At 43.5% G+C, this 16999-nt stretch carries 18 protein-coding genes and 1 pseudogene; 12 read left to right on the top strand and 7 right to left on the bottom strand.

Annotation, left to right across the window (positions count from 1 at the left end; genetic code table 11):
- The 4 genes and pseudogenes from B3182_RS11720 to B3182_RS11705 form a co-directional block, all read left to right on the top strand.
- A pseudogene (locus tag B3182_RS11720) lies at positions 1–270 on the top strand (acetylglutamate kinase); the annotation flags it as partial.
- A complete protein-coding gene (gene slmA / locus B3182_RS11715; protein ID WP_292356185.1) occupies positions 267–881 on the top strand; it encodes a nucleoid occlusion factor SlmA in 615 nt (204 codons plus the stop codon). The pseudogene B3182_RS11720 and the gene slmA, both read left to right, overlap by 4 nt.
- Entirely contained in the window at positions 842–1300 is a 459-nt protein-coding gene (locus B3182_RS11710; protein WP_292356187.1) for a hypothetical protein, read from the top strand. The genes slmA and B3182_RS11710 overlap by 40 nt, the downstream gene beginning before the upstream one ends.
- Positions 1301–1495: 195 nt before the next feature.
- Positions 1496–3529 carry a retention module-containing protein gene (locus B3182_RS11705; RefSeq protein WP_292752837.1) on the top strand — a complete coding sequence of 678 codons (2034 nt, stop codon included), beginning with the start codon at positions 1496–1498 and terminating at the stop codon, positions 3527–3529.
- 77 nt (positions 3530–3606) lie between these two features.
- Here the strand turns inward: B3182_RS11705 and B3182_RS11700 are convergent, their stop codons facing one another.
- The 7 genes from B3182_RS11700 to B3182_RS11670 are packed head-to-tail and all read right to left on the bottom strand — an operon-like array spanning position 3607 to position 10480.
- The gene (locus tag B3182_RS11700) at positions 3607–3996 is read right to left on the bottom strand and encodes a type IV pilin protein (RefSeq protein ID WP_292356192.1); all 390 of its coding nucleotides are present in this window, start codon (positions 3994–3996) and stop codon (positions 3607–3609) included.
- Positions 3997–4010: 14 nt separating this feature from the next.
- Complete coding sequence (locus B3182_RS11695; RefSeq protein WP_292356194.1) at positions 4011–4307, bottom strand: hypothetical protein; 297 nt, start codon at positions 4305–4307, stop codon at positions 4011–4013.
- Between the two features lie 18 nt (positions 4308–4325).
- Positions 4326–7865: a pilus assembly protein gene (locus B3182_RS11690; protein WP_292356196.1), complete on the bottom strand. Its 3540-nt coding sequence runs from the start codon at positions 7863–7865 to the stop codon at positions 4326–4328.
- 2 nt (positions 7866–7867) lie between these two features.
- On the bottom strand, positions 7868–8395 hold the full coding sequence (locus tag B3182_RS11685) for a pilus assembly PilX family protein (RefSeq protein WP_292400911.1): 528 nt from the start codon (positions 8393–8395) through the stop codon (positions 7868–7870).
- A gap of 8 nt (positions 8396–8403) precedes the next feature.
- Complete coding sequence (locus B3182_RS11680) at positions 8404–9468, bottom strand: PilW family protein (protein ID WP_292356200.1); 1065 nt, start codon at positions 9466–9468, stop codon at positions 8404–8406.
- Complete coding sequence (gene pilV, locus B3182_RS11675; RefSeq protein ID WP_292356202.1) at positions 9465–9935, bottom strand: type IV pilus modification protein PilV; 471 nt, start codon at positions 9933–9935, stop codon at positions 9465–9467. The genes B3182_RS11680 and pilV overlap by 4 nt, the downstream gene beginning before the upstream one ends.
- The gene (locus tag B3182_RS11670; RefSeq protein WP_292356204.1) at positions 9929–10480 is read right to left on the bottom strand and encodes a GspH/FimT family pseudopilin; all 552 of its coding nucleotides are present in this window, start codon (positions 10478–10480) and stop codon (positions 9929–9931) included. Before B3182_RS11670 ends, pilV begins: the two co-directional genes overlap by 7 nt.
- 329 nt (positions 10481–10809) lie before the next feature.
- Here B3182_RS11670 and flgB point away from each other — a divergent pair, with 329 nt between their 5' ends.
- From flgB to B3182_RS11630, 8 genes are all read left to right on the top strand, one after another.
- The gene (flgB, locus tag B3182_RS11665; RefSeq protein WP_292356206.1) at positions 10810–11211 is read left to right on the top strand and encodes a flagellar basal body rod protein FlgB; all 402 of its coding nucleotides are present in this window, start codon (positions 10810–10812) and stop codon (positions 11209–11211) included.
- A gap of 6 nt (positions 11212–11217) precedes the next feature.
- Complete coding sequence (gene flgC / locus B3182_RS11660) at positions 11218–11631, top strand: flagellar basal body rod protein FlgC (protein ID WP_292356208.1); 414 nt, start codon at positions 11218–11220, stop codon at positions 11629–11631.
- Between the two features lie 18 nt (positions 11632–11649).
- Positions 11650–12333, top strand: a complete 684-nt coding sequence (locus tag B3182_RS11655; RefSeq protein ID WP_292356210.1) for a flagellar hook assembly protein FlgD — start codon at positions 11650–11652, stop codon at positions 12331–12333.
- 12 nt (positions 12334–12345) lie between these two features.
- The gene (flgE, locus tag B3182_RS11650; RefSeq protein WP_292356213.1) at positions 12346–13629 is read left to right on the top strand and encodes a flagellar hook protein FlgE; all 1284 of its coding nucleotides are present in this window, start codon (positions 12346–12348) and stop codon (positions 13627–13629) included.
- A 45-nt stretch (positions 13630–13674) separates the two neighbouring features.
- Positions 13675–14418, top strand: a complete 744-nt coding sequence (gene flgF / locus B3182_RS11645) for a flagellar basal-body rod protein FlgF (RefSeq protein WP_292356215.1) — start codon at positions 13675–13677, stop codon at positions 14416–14418.
- Between the two features lie 33 nt (positions 14419–14451).
- Positions 14452–15237: a flagellar basal-body rod protein FlgG gene (flgG, locus tag B3182_RS11640; protein ID WP_292356217.1), complete on the top strand. Its 786-nt coding sequence runs from the start codon at positions 14452–14454 to the stop codon at positions 15235–15237.
- Positions 15238–15387: 150 nt separating this feature from the next.
- Positions 15388–16095, top strand: a complete 708-nt coding sequence (gene flgH / locus B3182_RS11635) for a flagellar basal body L-ring protein FlgH (RefSeq protein WP_292356219.1) — start codon at positions 15388–15390, stop codon at positions 16093–16095.
- A gap of 10 nt (positions 16096–16105) precedes the next feature.
- A partial coding sequence (locus tag B3182_RS11630; protein WP_292752834.1) for a flagellar basal body P-ring protein FlgI occupies positions 16106–16999 on the top strand: 894 nt, incomplete at its 3' end.

Raw genomic sequence — 16999 nt, 5'->3', positions numbered from 1 at the left:
GAAAAACTGATCCTATTGACAAACACGCCCGGACTGCTAGATGCTGACGGGACGTTGCTTACTGGTCTGAATGCGAAACAAGTCAATGATTTGATTGCCTCGGGTGTCATTTATGGCGGAATGTTACCTAAAATTGGCTGCGCGTTAGATGCCGTTCAGGCGGGGGTGACCAGCTCACACATCATCGATGGTCGTGTACAGCATGCGGTATTACTGGAAATGTTTACGGATGAGGGCGTTGGTACGCTTATTCGTGGAGGCGGTCGATGACTGAGCAACAATCAACGCGCGCGCAGAATAAACAGTCGCGTCATCAAGCGATATTGGAAGCTTTGGCGACGCAACTTGAAAAACATCCCGGACAGCGAATCACAACAGCGCAATTGGCTGAAAGCCTCGGAGTATCTGAAGCGGCTTTGTACCGCCATTTTCCCAGTAAGGCGAGAATGTTTGAGGGGCTTATCGAATTTTCCGAAGATACCGTTTTTGGCTTGATCCGTAGAATTGTTGATGAAGATGATAATGCGGTCTCTCGATGTGAAAAAATTATGGCATTAATGCTGGGGTTTAGTGCCAAAAATCCAGGTATTAGCAGTGTCCTCGTTGGAACAGCGTTAACTGGTGAAACAGAACGGCTTCGTCATCGCGTGAGTCAATTTTTTGACCGATTGGAGACGCAATTCCGACAAATTCTGCGGGAACGCGAGTTAACCTTGACTCAAGCTGGCGGACGGCCAGTGAATGAAACGGCTAACTTATTACTCAGTATTGTTGAAGGAAGACTTCAACAGTTTGTTCGTAGTGGATTTCGTCAGTCACCGCTTCAGGGATGGGAACAACAATGGCAACTCATCAATACGATTCTGAAGGTCTACGCGTGATTAACGTAGTTTTGATTGGTCGAACAATAGCCAGTTTAATTAATCTGGCTGAACATGATGACTTAAAGATTACCGTTATCGACCCAGAAACTGTTGATACAGCAGTTTTGGCAATAATCGCTGCTGAAGCTGATATTACCGTGTTGGAACAAAACAATGAACGGATTAATGCCGATATTCTATGTTTGGTTCTGGCGACAAATTACGAACATAATCAGACCCTGATTATGTCGGATAAAACACCGGATTTTAATCAACTCAAAGCAACTGGCTTCAGAGCACGGGGTTACATCACACCATCACAGCATGACAAGTTAGTCAAAGCTATTCGAGCCGTACATGATGGTGAGGCATGGTTACCAAGACGTCTGGTCGCCGATATGCTGAATCATTTCGCTGCAGGTGATATGGGGCAATAATCAAACCTGGACAAGAATTAATTTTATCTGGCTGGAATTTTGCTTAACAAAAAAATAAATTTTTTAAAATATTTGTTTTTTTAGTACCAATGTACAGTAGATAGCTTTGTGTAGTCATGGGAGACTATCTGCAAATATGGTCACAAGTGGTTTTTGTTGGCCTTGGGAAGCAGCATTTCATCGGAGAAGAATTTTATGGCCACAGAAGCCGGAATTATTTCAGCCTTAATTGGCACTGCAACTGCCACAGCAGTCGACGGTACTGTGAGAAATTTACAAGTTGGTGACAAAGTTTATCCCAACGAAATTATTACCACGGGTATTGCCGGTGCTATCGAAATTGAATTTCCAGATGGCGGGGTAATGGATCTGGGACGTAATTCTCAAGCTGTTCTCGACAGTGAAGCATTTGAATTGGATGTTGCAGAAGCTGATACACCACCGGCAGCTGATGTGGTCGATGATATAGACGCCATTCAACAGGCTTTACTCGCAGGTGAAGATCCAACACAAGTTGCTGATCCTACTGCTGCTGGTCCAGGCGCACAGCCCACCAGTGAAGGTGGCAGCGAAGCGGTTGTTGTAGATTACCTTGCTCCACGAATTACACCTGATTCAGGTTTTGAAACAACAGGGCCGGGTATTGCTTTCCCTGATCCTCCACCGTTTGAGTTTTTAGTTGATGAGTCGGATGATTTGGATCCCATTATTCCAACAGATCCAACAGATCCAACAGATCCAACAGATCCTAATCAGCCAGATGATCTTAAGCCAGTTGCGGATCCTGTTTTAACCAGTTATGAGTTTGCAAGTCAGACTGAAATAGAATTACCCCAAGATGCTTATGTATTTAAACAATTTTCTGTGGATGGTTTTGTTGATAGCGGTGAAGATAAGTCCAATCCTAGTACGTTTGAGGATATTGCATCCCTGGGGGGGAATGATAATGAAACCGACTTGGCAGGATTGCTTTTTACGTTAAAGGCACCGCCTAGTTTCGGTCAGCTTTTTATAAAAAATGGTGATAATTGGGTTGAATTGAATGAAGGCAATACATTTAATTCAAGCGATTCGATTGTTTGGAGTGCAACTCTTGCTGAGTTTAACTCAGAACTAACATCGAAATCCTATGGCGGTATTAAAACAGGGAGTTCAGCCTGGGAGGGGGTTACTCTTGAAGCGACTAATCTTAATGGTCAGTCTGCTAAAATTGCATTTGATTCAGATGGCATTGGCGTTGCTGGAGGGACAATTGTACCAAATCAGCTGGAACACCGAGGTGGAGCCTCAGAAAAAATAACAATGAGATTTGAGAATCCATCATTAGCAGCCACCATAACTGTCAGTAGACTTATTGCCAATGAAAAAGAGGTTGGGCAAGTCGAAGCTTTTTTGAATGGTGAGTCAGTTGGTGTTTGGACATTTACCACAGCGAACGGTAATCCATTACTGAACGGAGAACCGGTAGATTTTTCTCTGGCAAAGAATAATTTGACCGTTGATCCTGCTGGATCCTCAGGTAATGCGACTTTTACCCTGCCTGATGGTGTAATATTTGATTCACTTGAATTTACTGCTACTAATTATGTTGATGGTAAAAAGTCTACATCAGACAGTAGTGATTACTACATCCAAAAAGTGACCGTAAGTGAAATTCCTGATAGTGAATTCCAATATTCCGTGACTGATGCGGCTGGCAATGAAAGTGATACTGTTAAGGCGGTTATTACTTCAGGTGATGCGGTTTTGGAAAACCCTGATTCTGGCGAACCTAATATTATCAAAGATGGACGTGGAAATAATGAATTGATTGGTACCGATCAAGATGATGTCATTATTGGTGGAGCTGGTAATGATATTCTGACAGGTGGAGATGGGGCTGATTTATTTGTATGGCAGGCAGGGGATGAGTTTAATCTTTCCAATATCTCCGCCCAGGATACCGTTACTGATTTTAATATTGAGCAAGGTGATGTACTTGATTTTGCAGATATTCTTGTTGGTGAAGAGTCCGGGGATTTAGCTGATTATATTCATATTGAAGATAATGGTGTTGATACCGTTATCGAGCTCAAGCCCGAGGGTGCTGGTGGCGACGTCAAACAAACTATTACTTTGCAAGGTACGACTCTTGCTGATATGGGGCTTGGTGGATTTGATACTTCAACGCAACCGGCTGAGATTATTAACAAGCTCGTACAGGATGGTCATGTGAATGTTGATAGTTAACTAGTTAACTCTATACATAAAAGACCCGCATAACGCGGGTTTTTTTATGGGGTTAAACTTCTTGCTAACTTACTAAGTTACCAACAATCATTAGCTGGTGTTCTTTGATTATTATGGTTAATCGTCATTGTTCCGCAACGATCAGCTGCTTGCCCCCCTGTAGGAGCTGCCTGGATTGTATAAGCTGTGGCGGATGGTGCGGCCGTGAAACTTAAGTTATAAAAACTGTTACCTTGCTTTGGTGAATTTATGAAAGGTAAATTGGCACCTGCATAAGTGAAGTTTTCCCCATAATATCTTTCCATAAAACTTACCAGTTCAAGTAAATCAGCCTGTGCATTCGATCTACGAGTCTCTCTAACTTGCTCCAGGTAGGATGGGTAAGCAATTGCAGCAATAATAGCAATGATCGCAACCGTTATCATCAACTCAATTAGCGTAAAACCTCTCTGAGGAGTAGTGTTCATGTTCTCAGTTCCTGTTAATTAGCATTGAGTAACCAAATTTCAGTGACATATGGCAGCTCACTATTTTCTTCATTTTTTGTATTGAAACCGATTAGTTCGCCTGCAGGAAGCTGAGGACCTAACTCACCATGACGAACCAATGCATGAACATTTGTATTACTATCTATCCGATAGGCGGTGTCATTAATTATTATAGTATTTGAATGGCCTGATTCTTCACTGATAACTCCAGTCTGGGTAAAACTGGTGTTAGCACCAGAAAATGCATTTGCACTAAATAACATAAAAACCAGAATAGAAAATATTTTCATACAGGTAACCTTAGTAAATTACTGCAATTGACGCCATGATTGACGTCCCTCATATCCTGGACCAGGATTTTCAATCGTTACTTCAATATTGCCATCAGCACCACTGGTATATTTAATTTCCTGTTGTCCACCGGGTTGATTGACGATACTTGGCGTTGGAATAATACCTACTTTTGATTCTTTTCCGCTGTATGGAACTTCAGTATCTGGGTCACCATCCCCATCTGTATCAATCATAAAGAAGTCTTCAGATGTAAAAACGCCATCTCCATTAACATCAAAGGGCGAATAGGATAATCTTGCACCCGTAGCATAATTCATTTCCATTAACCAACCAGATCCACCGAATGCACAAGGATCATCTGATGGAATTAAAGTAGTAAATATAATCCGCCCATTACGAATAATGGCATTACTTACTTGTCTTTCTCCCAGGTTACCTGAATTTACATCCTGATTAACAAGATCAATGTACCAACCAGAATGTTCTGTCCAATTAATCAGCTCATCAGAAGTAATACGATAATTGAAGCCATCTACAGATACCTGTTGCAGAATTTGTTGTTGTAAAAGATCGCTTCGGTCAAAAGCTATCAGCTCTGACAGTCTTTTATCCCAAATACTATAAAAACTCTGAGTGACTTGATTTTCACTAGAATTATCCCCTACTTCAAAGTATTTACCCGTACCAAATAATAACAAATAGCCATTTTCCCTAGGGTGTTTTACAACTTGAATGCGAGTTGTTATAGGTTGAATATTCGCCCCTGTACAAGTTTCTCCTGCACAAGCCGTGTAGAGTGGTTCAGGATTATCGGAATCAAGATAGGTAAAGTCCCAATTATCCTCATCCTGGCCGGTTACATTTATACTCCAAACGTTTCCGAATAAATCCCCAGCATAAATAGCGTCTACTATATTGTCATTATTAATATCAATTGCTGTTGGGGAAGCGATACCATTTGGTCGTTGAGCACCGGTTGGATCATCATTAGTACCAACCAATGTGTCAAACTTCTTAATCAAACTACCATCTGCAAGATTTATAAGATAAATGACTCCATTACCAGTCTGGCTGTCTTGAGCATCATTACTGTCTAAATTATTGTCTGCAGTATTGTTATAGCCACCGCCAACTAGAGCTGCCCATTCGCCATTATTTAGTCGAACAATACTTGCTTGTCCAAATGTAAACCCAAGATCTCTTTCATCCTGATCTGTAAATTCCCATAAAACTTTACTAGCAACATTTGCCTCTGTATTAAGGCTTGTTGGATCAGTTATATCTAATGCAAACATACCTTGTCCGCCTGCACCTAGTCCTGAAACGAGCACGGTGCGCCAACTACCATTGATAAAGGCATCTACTATTGTCGGGCTGCCATCCACATAGTATTTGTGTGTATAACTGGTATTGCTCAAATTATTTAAATTGTTGTAAACCGCATTGGGAACATAGGCAAATTTTTCAACCCCAGTATCGGCATCAAAAGCATGAAGCATTCCATCATTTGCACCTACAAAAACTAATCCTTGCCGATTAATATTTGCCACCACATAAGCTGAATAAGGACTTGCTGTTTCAGGTTGAGAATTTCCCCAGTTATCTTGATAACGTGAACCTGGGGTTGCTGCATAAGTTGGGGCAGAATTTATAATATCGCCAAGTAAACGATTTCTATTTCTAAGCGTACCACCTTCATTACTGGCTTCATTGGATTGGTCACCACGGATATAATTTAAAATTGATTGACTACCAAGTTGAGTTTGTTGGCTAGCTGAAATTGATGCCCAACGGAAAGGCTGTCCAGAATTTCCATCATAAGTTGCAATAACACGATCATTCGCAGCGGGTATCAGTGTTCCAGCATCCCAAGCAACGCCCCCAAGTGTGGCATCATCGTTAATGCTAAAGGCTAACAACTGACCGCTCCAGTCTCCACTATCAAATCGTGCTTGATAAATTTTACTGTCACCAGATACGGAACCAGAATTTAATGCAACAGAGGCAGCCGAAGAAGTCCTTGATGAAATATTTGACAGAATAGCTGCTAAAGAATCAGCAAAAGTATCAGGGTCTGTCGCGCTAAAGAAGGAACCACGGCTGTTAACAGCAGCGTGCCAAAGATCATCGATATTTTCCTCTGCATCTGCCGAGGGTTCTGGCCAACCTATACTTCCAGACGCTAATGCTTCGAAATCTGTATCAGGATCTAACGTACCATTAACCCCTAGTCCTACTGTAAAATTCACTAAATGCTGCCAGAACGCAGGATCTTCCTGATTTGTAGGGACATTATTAGTTAAATCTTCCCGAAGATCGCGTTTCCAATATTCCATTGCAACATCCGCCAAGGTGTTATCCCACGCATCTGTATATGGATTTACTGGAGTATATTGATAATCATCATTATCTGGACCTGATATCACTTCTCCACTCGTACCATCAGTATTGCCAACCCCTGGGCTAGAGCCATTCCAGTAACCATCAGTTGTTAAAATATGATAGCTCTGACGGCATGAAAGATGTTCTGCATCATTGTTAGTACCCGGTGTATTTCCCCACGGACCGGAGTTATCAGTTCTTTCGAAATATTGGCCAACACTATTGGTGGCGGAGCGAAGAGGAGTTCCTGAGTTGTTAATTACACGCTCGTAAAGGTTGTCAAAAAAATCTGCTCGGTTTGAACCGGAGAATTGTCTCAACCCCTCAATAACCGCCCGATTACTAGTAACACCGTCAATCGTTTTGCTGCCCTGATTAATTGCTGCGAAACCGACACGTAGATTCGAACCTTGTTTGGCAAAAGCTCTGCCGACACCCGCTCTCGCAGTCAAAACTCGCGAGCGATAGTATTGGAACCAATTAGCAAAGTTTTGAATTTCTTCTGCTTTGGTTCTAACAATGCCACTAGGGCTGGTGAAAGTAGTAGAGGATGAGGTTGAAGTAGTAATTTGAACTCTGGTATAGCTGCTTCTAGCTGTACGGCTGCCACCATTATATTTGTAATAAGTGATTGGCCAGAAGCTGTGATTACCGTTACATGGATCCCCGAATGCCTGTGTGAGGTCACTGGTATTCCTAAACCAACAAGCAAACTGGGTTTGTTGATTTACTAAATCAATGCCCCCAAGGGCTGGAATAGCAGGGTTATATAAAGCATTGTTGACATTTGCGTTTCCCATGCTGGTACCGTCGGCATTACTCCATGGTACATAGGTTACATCGGGATTATAAAAAACCGCATTATTAGCTGACGATCGTGTAAAAAAGTTATGAACGTTATCATCATCAAAATTTGCAATTTGATTTGCGTAGGTTACCCCACCATATAAATTGCTAGGTCGTGGGAAAATATAGCTGCTGAAATTTCGATTTTCATCAGGCATTACTTCCCATTGCATAGATCCCGAATCATCAAGTGTAAACATGATATTCGGCTCAATACTACCACCCAGATAAAGTGGAACATTGCTGATATTTAATGTTGTAGCAAAAGCACCATTACTTATTAATAAAATAAATCCCACTGCGTATTTTAAGATGAAATTTTTCATTATCAGTACCTCTTAATAACAGTGCTTTGCAATAAAACTCTGGCCTGGTCAGAACCACCGGTACCGCGAGCTGTAATACGATAATGGACAATGCCGTCAACTGGGGAACCTGTTCCTTTGTTTTCATCATCATTGTCAAAAACTAATTCTTCAATAATATATCTGGGAGGTGTAGCTACGTTAGCGACGTTTACTGAAGCAACTCCATTGGCGCTCCACCAGGCTGCATCGCGCTCCAGCCACCATGGTGCTGCATTCGTTGGAGTAGGATCCATGGCATTTGTATTCCAAGTGTTTTCATTACTGCCGTCTTGGGTTGCAATCGGTTCAGTGACAAATGCAGAGATTCTTTTCTCAGCATCACGTAGTGCAATTTCAGCTGCCTGGAAAGCTAATTCATGATCCCGAAGGTTGGCGGTCATTTTCTCTTCAAGTGAGCTGGTGCTAATACTGGATAGACCTAACAAGGTCATTAACACCAGAATAATCAAGCTGACGATTAACGCCGCACCTTTTTGATTGGTTGCCATTAGTTTATTCATGATGTGCGATTGCGTAGAACAATAGTTTGAGTAAAGACGCGTCTCAGTCGGCGGTCATTAGCAGCAGGAGTAATAGTGGCACCATTGAAGTAATAATCCTGGGGTCCATCCACTACCAGATTGTTTTCCAGACTCACCATTAAAAGACTTATACGAACACTGATTACGTTTGCCCAATTTCCTACTGCATTTGCTGTTCTGTAATCATCTACAGAAAAGTCCTGATTAGTATCAACACCGTAGAGAATTTCCATTCTCTCAACGCCTTCAATAAGCTCCTGAGATGCGTTATCCAGCACTTTTTGATAAAGAGAAGGACCCGAAGCGCCTTGTCGAATATAAAAAGTATTTGCAGAATAAGTATTTAGCCAACCACCACCAAAGTTATCACCTAAATTAGCTGAAGAATTGCCGGGTGAACCCACACCAGCTGCATGTTCTATTGTTCCTGAAGAAGGATCATTGGTAATTTGAAAGATGGCGGCACTATCACAGGTCGTAACCAAAGCAATATTGCTGCAAGTAGCTTCATAGTCTGGACTGGCAGGATCAGGGTCACATGGTGTAAAAGTATTGTCGGTACCGGTTTCAAGTGGCGCAGTAAAGTCAGTGCCATCATGATCGATAATATTTGCATGACCAGAACTAACAGTGCGAATTGTAATGACATCTGACCCAGCGAGAGCATTACCACTAATCGTTGCATCAAGTGCCGGATTAAATGCACCGTTTGTACCTTCACTACCTTCAATGGGTATATCCAAACGCCATAAATAAGCGTTAGCACCATTTAATACATTTTCTAAGGGGCGTTTGTCCTGTTCCACATTGGCATTTTGGTTCTGTAAAGAATCACATCCTCTATAGCCTGAATTAAGCATTATTCGGCTGATATGGTGCAGTGCAAAACGGCCATCTTCCTGCATTCGCGCTTTTGCTTCCTGAACACGATATACTTGACGATTATTAACGAACAATTCAATTACGCCCGCAACTAAGATCAGTCCCAAAACGATGGCTACCATTAATTCAACCAGGGAAAGGCCGCGTTGATTATTCATAAAGCTCCTTCCATCGTTAATGTTTTAGTCGCTAATTCGTTGTAGTTGATATTGTTGGCATTATCTCCTATATGTATGTCACGCCATTCAATTGTGATAGTACAAATGAACTCATTTAAGTTATTAAATGCTGGACAGTTAATGCCGCCTGTACCTCCAGGTAAAGCATTGGAGAGACTTGTTCTCCATTCATGAAGATCCTGGTTAGAAACATTACCTCCAGCGTTGGGTATACCATCTGTAGTGGCAATGACATAAAGACCATTTTGACTCGCTACTCGATTTGCTCGCATACGATTCAGAATATCAGATGCATATAAGGATGCCTGAGTACGAAGATCCGCACTTTGATTGGTTTTTAAAGCGGTTATCTGTAAATGGGCCAAACCTAGCAAACCCACAGATAAAACAAATACGGCAACCATTACTTCCAACAAAGTAAAGCCAGATTGTTTTATTTTCAGCATGCTGCTCCCTCCCGCACTTGCATGCGGCCCGCATTATTGAAAACAATATTTCGCTGATTTGCGTTTGGAGTACACAGCGTAAAAGTTCCCATTGGTAATCCTCCACCAGAGCTTAAAACCTCTCCAGAGGGGCTGAAGGCTATCCAATCCTGATATTTAGCGTCTCCGGTGAGGGTGAGATTGTTTCCCAAAGAATCATAAATTCTCAGGTAGCAGTCTTGTCCCTCTACACTGCAGTCGGTAGCATTTGCGTTACCATCAAATGTTTCATTTCGATTCCAGTCAGTGAAAATTCTCCAACCGCCATGCCATTCACCAGCAGCATTGCCATTACGGAGCATGGTGACCTGAACTCCCCGACGTATTGCTTCGCTTTTGGCGAGCTGTAATGAACCTAAAAAATTATTGGCTTCAGTGGCCAGACGATTATCACGAATCATTGCATTAAAACTTGGGGCAGCAATTGAAACCAAAATAATGACAACAACCAGTGTGATCATTAATTCGATCAGTGTGAAACCATTATTTGCTGCAAACTTTTTCACTTGTTGACGCTCCTTGTAGGTCTTTGTTTTTAACGCTAAAACTATTGTGGGTCAAGCACTTATGCTGCTTGCCCGCCATCTATTTTTTAAATACGTGAGCCAGTTGGCAAATGTATCGTCCCTGACAGGTTTTTCTTCAATTAATACCTAAACAAGCCATGGATTATATCAGCAGTATTCCGCTGGTTCAGTGGAGTGGCAACAGCTTGCCGCTTTGCTTTTTATAGCTTGCCGCAGAACGTTTAAGTGATTGATTAATATTGATAATAAATTGTGGCATGCAAGATGCTTAGGTGATTTCAAGTAAATGATTGTTGTGGAGAAACAGCATGCCGATAAATTTTGATTCTGCTCTTGGGATTCATGCCGATGCTTTGCGTATCAGGACACAGCGGGCAGAAATGCTGGCGACTAATCTGGCCAATGCAGACACGCCAAACTTCAAAGCGAAAGATATGGATTTTCAATCGGCATTGCAAATGGCGGCAGCAGGACAAAAATCTGCCGCTTTGAGTACGACTCATCAGAAACATATTGCCGGTAACAACGAAAATCCATTTGAAGCCGTAACCCAGTACCGGACAACGATGCAAGACTCATTGGACGGTAATACTGTGGATGAACAAGTGGAGCAGGCACAGTTTATGCAAAATGCCGTTCAGTACCAGGCCAGTCTTGAATTTTTAGGCGGACGTTTCCAAGGCCTGACCAAAGCGATTAAAGGAGAATAATCTGCCATGTCATTATTTAACATTTTCGATATTGCAGGTAGTGGAATGAGTGCACAATCACTGCGCCTCAATACCACAGCCAGTAATCTGGCTAACGCAGACAGTGTCAGTAGTAGCGTGAATGAAACCTACCGCACCCGGCAACCAGTTTTTTCCACGGTACTGGATGATGCACAGCAAGGATATAAGGCCGGTTCTGTTCAAGTGTTAGGGATAACAGAAAGTCAGGCTCCGATTCGCCAGGAATACAACCCGTCTCATCCTCTGGCAGATGACAACGGATATGTTTATCACTCAAACGTGGACGCCATTGCAGAAATGGCAAATATGATGTCGGCTTCTCGTTCATACCAGAACAATGTTGAGATTGCCAACACTTCCAAACAATTGCTGCTACAGACATTGCAGCTTGGCAAATAACCGCAGGGAGTCATAGAAATGGCAATAAATGGTGTGAGCGACAATCCCTATGCTTTTCTCAACAGTAAAAGTACAACAAGTACTACAGAAGAGAAAAATGATCCTGGCAAGTTGCAAATGGAGGATTTTATGTCCTTGATGACCACGCAGCTAATGAATCAGGATCCGCTTAAGCCAATGGAAAGCGGAGACTTCCTCGGACAGATAGCTTCCTTTAGTACGGTAAGTGGTATCAGTGATTTACAAGATTCATTTGCTAATTTTGCTAATGCGATGCAGTCAGACCAGGCGTTGCAGGGCTCTTCTCTTGTAGGGCGTTCGGTATTGGTTCCTTCGTCAATTGGTGTGATGACTGCTGACTCACCGATGCGCGGACAAATTAATGTGGCAGATCCTGTTTCTAATCTGGAACTCAAGGTTTACAGCGAAACTGGTGAATTAGTCAGAACCATTCCGATGGGGGCCGCTTCAGGCTATACCAATTTTGAGTGGGATGGTTTGAATAACGATGGTGAAGCGTTGCCTGAAGGCGTCTATCAATTTACCGCCACGGGCACTGTAGATGGACAAAACACGGCATTTGCCACGGCTGTCATGGCCAAAGTCGATAGCGTATTAGTTGGCTCTAATGGTCAGGGATTAACCATAAATCTGGCCGGTATCGGTTCGGTGCCATTCAGTGAAGTTCAAGAAATTATTTAAGGGGTAAACATCATGTCATTTAGTACAGCATTAACAGGCCTCAATGCCGCCACTGCCGATTTGAATGTGAAATCAAACAATATCGCCAATATCAATACCATTGGCTTTAAAGGTTCACGAGCAGAATTCGGTGATGTTTATGCCCTGTCAACATTCGGGAACAGTAATACGGCCATCGGTACGGGTGTCGTGCTGAACAATGTGGCACAACAATTCAATCAGGGAAATCTGGAAGTGACCAATAATTCGCTGGATTTGGCGATTAGTGGTAATGGGCAGGGGTTTTACGCATTGAAACCCGCTCTGGATACTGAACAGGTTTTATATAGTAGAGCTGGTGCATTTAATATTAACCGCGATGGCTACATCACCAATAGTTCTGGACAATATTTATTAGGTTTTCCGGTCAATGCTGATGGCAGTGTTTCGTCTACCGCTTTGGGTGGAACGGATCCGATTCGGTTGCCGGTTGCTGCGGGTGTCCCTCAAGCCACAACAGAAGTGGATATTGCAGCAAATCTTCCTTCAACTGCTACAGATATTGATCCAGTCGCGACACCCATTGATCCTAATGATCCAGAAACCTATACCAATTCTACCTCCAGTAATATTTTTGATTCTTTAGGTAATGAAAGTACATTGACCTATTACTATCAGAAAACCAATGTTGCTAATGAATGGAACGTACAGGTTTATATTAATGAACCCACTGGCAGCCAGACTATACTTGAATTTGCTCCAGGCCAGGATACCAAAACACTGACCTTTGACCCGGCTTTAGGTGGGGCTTTGGATGGTGGGGTAACACCAACGGAAACTTATACGTTTTCCGGGTTGAGTAGTGGTGCAGTTGATTTGAGTTTTGAAATTAATTTTGCTGGTTCAACCCAAAACTCAGCCGCCTTTACCGTGTTGGATACCGATCAGAATGGTTTTCCCACCGGCCGGCTGACAGGCTTGGATATTGATGATACCGGCTTGGTACAGGCCCAATATTCAAATGGTCAAACCACTAACGTTGCCAAAATTGTATTGGCGGACTTTCCTAACCCTCAAGGGTTAAAACAGATTGGTAATACTGCCTGGGAAGCGACATTGGATTCAGGCGATGTGCGGATTGGTGAAGCAGGCACAGGCAGCTTTGGTTTGATTCAGTCAGGTGCACTGGAAACCTCAAATGTCGATTTGACTAAAGAGCTGGTTGGCTTGATTACTGCACAGCGTAATTTCCAGGCAAACTCAAAAGCGATAGAAACTAATAATGCCATTACCCAGACCATCATCAACCTGCGTTAATCTCGCTGAGTTGTTTGATATGCATATAGAAAAAAGAGGCTAACTATGGATCGCATGCTGTTTATCTCAATGAATGCGGCTCAGCAAACCATGCTGGCGCAGGCGACCAATGCCAATAATCTGGCTAACGTTAATACCACGGGCTTTCGAGCTGACTTGGAACAGTTCCGTTCCATGCCGGTGTTTGGCGAGGGTTTGCCCACCCGTGTTTATTCAATGACAGAGCGTCCAGCAACTGATTATCAGCAAGGCAGCGTACAGTCAACCGGTCGTGAACTGGATATTTCTGTTCAAGGCGAAGGCTTTATTTCTGTCATGGGCAAAGATGGTCGTGAAGGTTATACCCGTGCAGGGGACTTACATGTTACCGAGCTGGGGCAATTAGTTACCGGCACGGGGTTGCCGGTAATGGGCGAGGGTGGACCTGTTGCCATTCCACCAGCAGAAAAAATTGATATCGGTGCTGATGGCACAATTTCCATTCGCCCGATTGGTGGTGCTGAAAATGAGTTGGCAGTGATCGATCGAATCAAGCTGGTCAAGCCTGACCTGCAAAACGTTTTTAAAGATCAGGATGGTTTGCTGCGTATGTCGGATGGCACCGAAGCACCGTTGGATGCCACAGTTAAAGTTGCCTCTGGAACCATTGAAGGCAGCAATGTGAATGCTGTGGGTGCTTTGGTCAATATGATTGAACTTCAGCGTAAATATGAAATGCAAGTCAAAATGATGAGCACCGCAGAAGAAAACAGTGCCGCATCGGCACGCTTGTTGCAACTAAATGGTTAGTAACAGAGCAATAGTGTTTTTAGGAGAAACTTTATGAACCAGGCATTATGGATTGCGAAAACCGGGCTTGATGCTCAGCAAACACGGATGTCGGTGATTTCAAATAATCTGGCGAACGTGAACACCACAGGGTTTAAACAGGATCGTGCAGTATTTGAAGATCTGCTGTATCAGACAATTCGCCAACCCGGCGCGCAAACGACTACCGATAATCAACTACCTTCCGGTTTAATGATTGGTACCGGTGTTCGCACAGTTGCCACCGAAAAATTGCATACTCAAGGCAACATTATCCAAACAGATAATGCCCTGGATGTCGCCATTGATGGTCGGGGCTATTTTCAGATCCTGATGCCTGATGGCGATCTCGCCTATACCCGTGATGGGACATTCCAAATTAATTCCGATGGCGATATGGTGATGTCTAACGGCTATCTTCTGGATCCCGGCATCAATATTCCAGATGACGTGCAAAGCGTTACCATTGGTGCCGATGGCACTGTCAGCGTAACGCAGCCCGGGGATAATGAACCGACTGTCATTGGCGAAATTGAATTGGCTGACTTTGTGAATCCTGCTGGTTTGCAACCCGTTGGTGAAAATCTGTTTAAAGAAACCGGTGCAAGTGGTGTGCCTATTGTCGGTACGCCCACACTGGATGGTTTGGGACGAGTCATTGGCGGAGCTCTGGAAACCTCAAACGTCAATGTCGTGACCGAGCTGATTAATATGATCGAAACCCAACGTGCGTATGAAATGAATTCAAAAGCCATTTCCACAGCCGATCAAATGCTGCAGTACGCTAGTCAAAATCTATAACAATATTGTAAGCGCCCCGACATTACAGCTGATGTAGTTCGGGGCTTTTATATGTCTGGTAGGGAGATCCAGTTTTCTTGGATTAAAACACAATTGTGGCATGGACTCTGCAAGCTCAATTTTATAGATATGTTTGTTCCGGAGATCCATATGAAATTCATTTACCGACTATTGGGAATCACTTCGCTGATTTTGCTTTCCGCCTGTGTCAGTAATGAAGTAAAACGTGACCCGGCCTATGCTGCAGTGCGGCCGGTGGCTACTGCTCCAGTAGAACGAAACGATGGTGCTATTTTTGACACGCGTAGCAATATTACCTTGTATGAAGATTATAAAGCTCGTCGGGTCGGCGATATTTTGACAGTACGTTTGCAAGAACGGACCGATGCGGAAAAAGAGGCCACCACGACAGTTGATAAAACCAGCTCCAATAATATTAACAATCCAACGATATTTGGTACTACCCCTCAATTCAGTCTTCCCAGCGGCCTCCCTTTGGCTAATACGGATGATAACAATCTTGCTTTTAGCACAGGTGCTAATAGCAGTTTTGAAGGGGAGGGCGAAAGCGAACAAAACAACTTCCTTACCGGTGATATCAGTGTGTCTGTAGTGGAGGTGTTGTCAAACGGCAATATGATTGTGCGTGGTGAAAAAGTGGTCACTATTAATCAGGGCAATGAGTATGTTCGGTTAACCGGCATGATTAGCCCCCGTGATATTGATGCCACCAATACCATTTCGTCTATTCGAATTGCCGATGCTCAAATCACTTATGTGGGCGATGGACCGGCAAATGATTCCAATGCGATGGGCTGGCTTAGCCGGTTCTTCATCAGCGCGTTAATGCCTTTTTGAGGTTAGCAAAATGAAAACTCTTCTAAATACCTTTTTTGCCGCTTTTTTGCTGTTGATAATGACGACCGCTGAGGCTGAGCGAATCAAGGACTTGGCCTCCATCGGCGGGGTACGGAATAACCAGCTAGTGGGATATGGTTTGGTGGTGGGCCTTAGTAGAACCGGTGACAAGACGGCTTTTACCGGGCAGACACTGAGAAGTATGTTGCGTGAAATGGGGGTGACCTTACCCGCTGGTGTTAATCCGAAAAGTAAAAATATAGCGGCAGTTTCTGTCCATGCTGATTTGCCGCCTTTTGCTAAACCTGGCCAAAACATTGATGTTACTGTGTCATCACTGGGCGATTCCAAAAGTCTGCGTGGCGGCAGCTTGATCATGACGCCGTTAAAAGGTGCTGATGGTGAAATATATGCCATGGCTCAGGGTAATCTGGTGGTGGGAGGCTTTGGTGCTGAAGCGGGCGATGGGTCTCGTGTGACCGTCAATATACCTAGTGCAGGGCGAATCCCCAATGGCGCGACAGTCGAGCGTACCGTTCAGAATGCCCTAAATGTTGGTGACCATATCATCCTGAATTTACATCAGGCAGATTTCACCACAGCGAGCAGATTGTCGGATGCCATCAATCAGACATTGGGACGCGGCACAGCGAGTTCTATGGATGCAGCATCCGTCAGGGTCAATGCGCCGAGAGATCCTAATCAACGTATTCCATTTTTATCGTTAATTGAAAACCTCGAACTGAGCCCTGGTGAGGCTCCAGCTAGAGTCGTCGTCAATTCACGTAGTGGTACCGTGGTGATTGGTCAGAATGTTCGTGTCAGTCCTGCTGCGGTAACCCATGGCAGTTTATCTGTCACCATTTCAGCAGATCCTGAAGTGTCCCAACCCAATGCTTTCTCT

The sequence above is a fragment of the Methylophaga sp. UBA4204 genome (genome assembly GCF_002379485.1).
Lineage (GTDB): Bacteria > Pseudomonadota > Gammaproteobacteria > Nitrosococcales > Methylophagaceae > Methylophaga.
The sequence above is the reverse complement of the archived record's forward strand: the minus strand, read 5'-3'. Positions and strand labels throughout refer to the sequence as shown.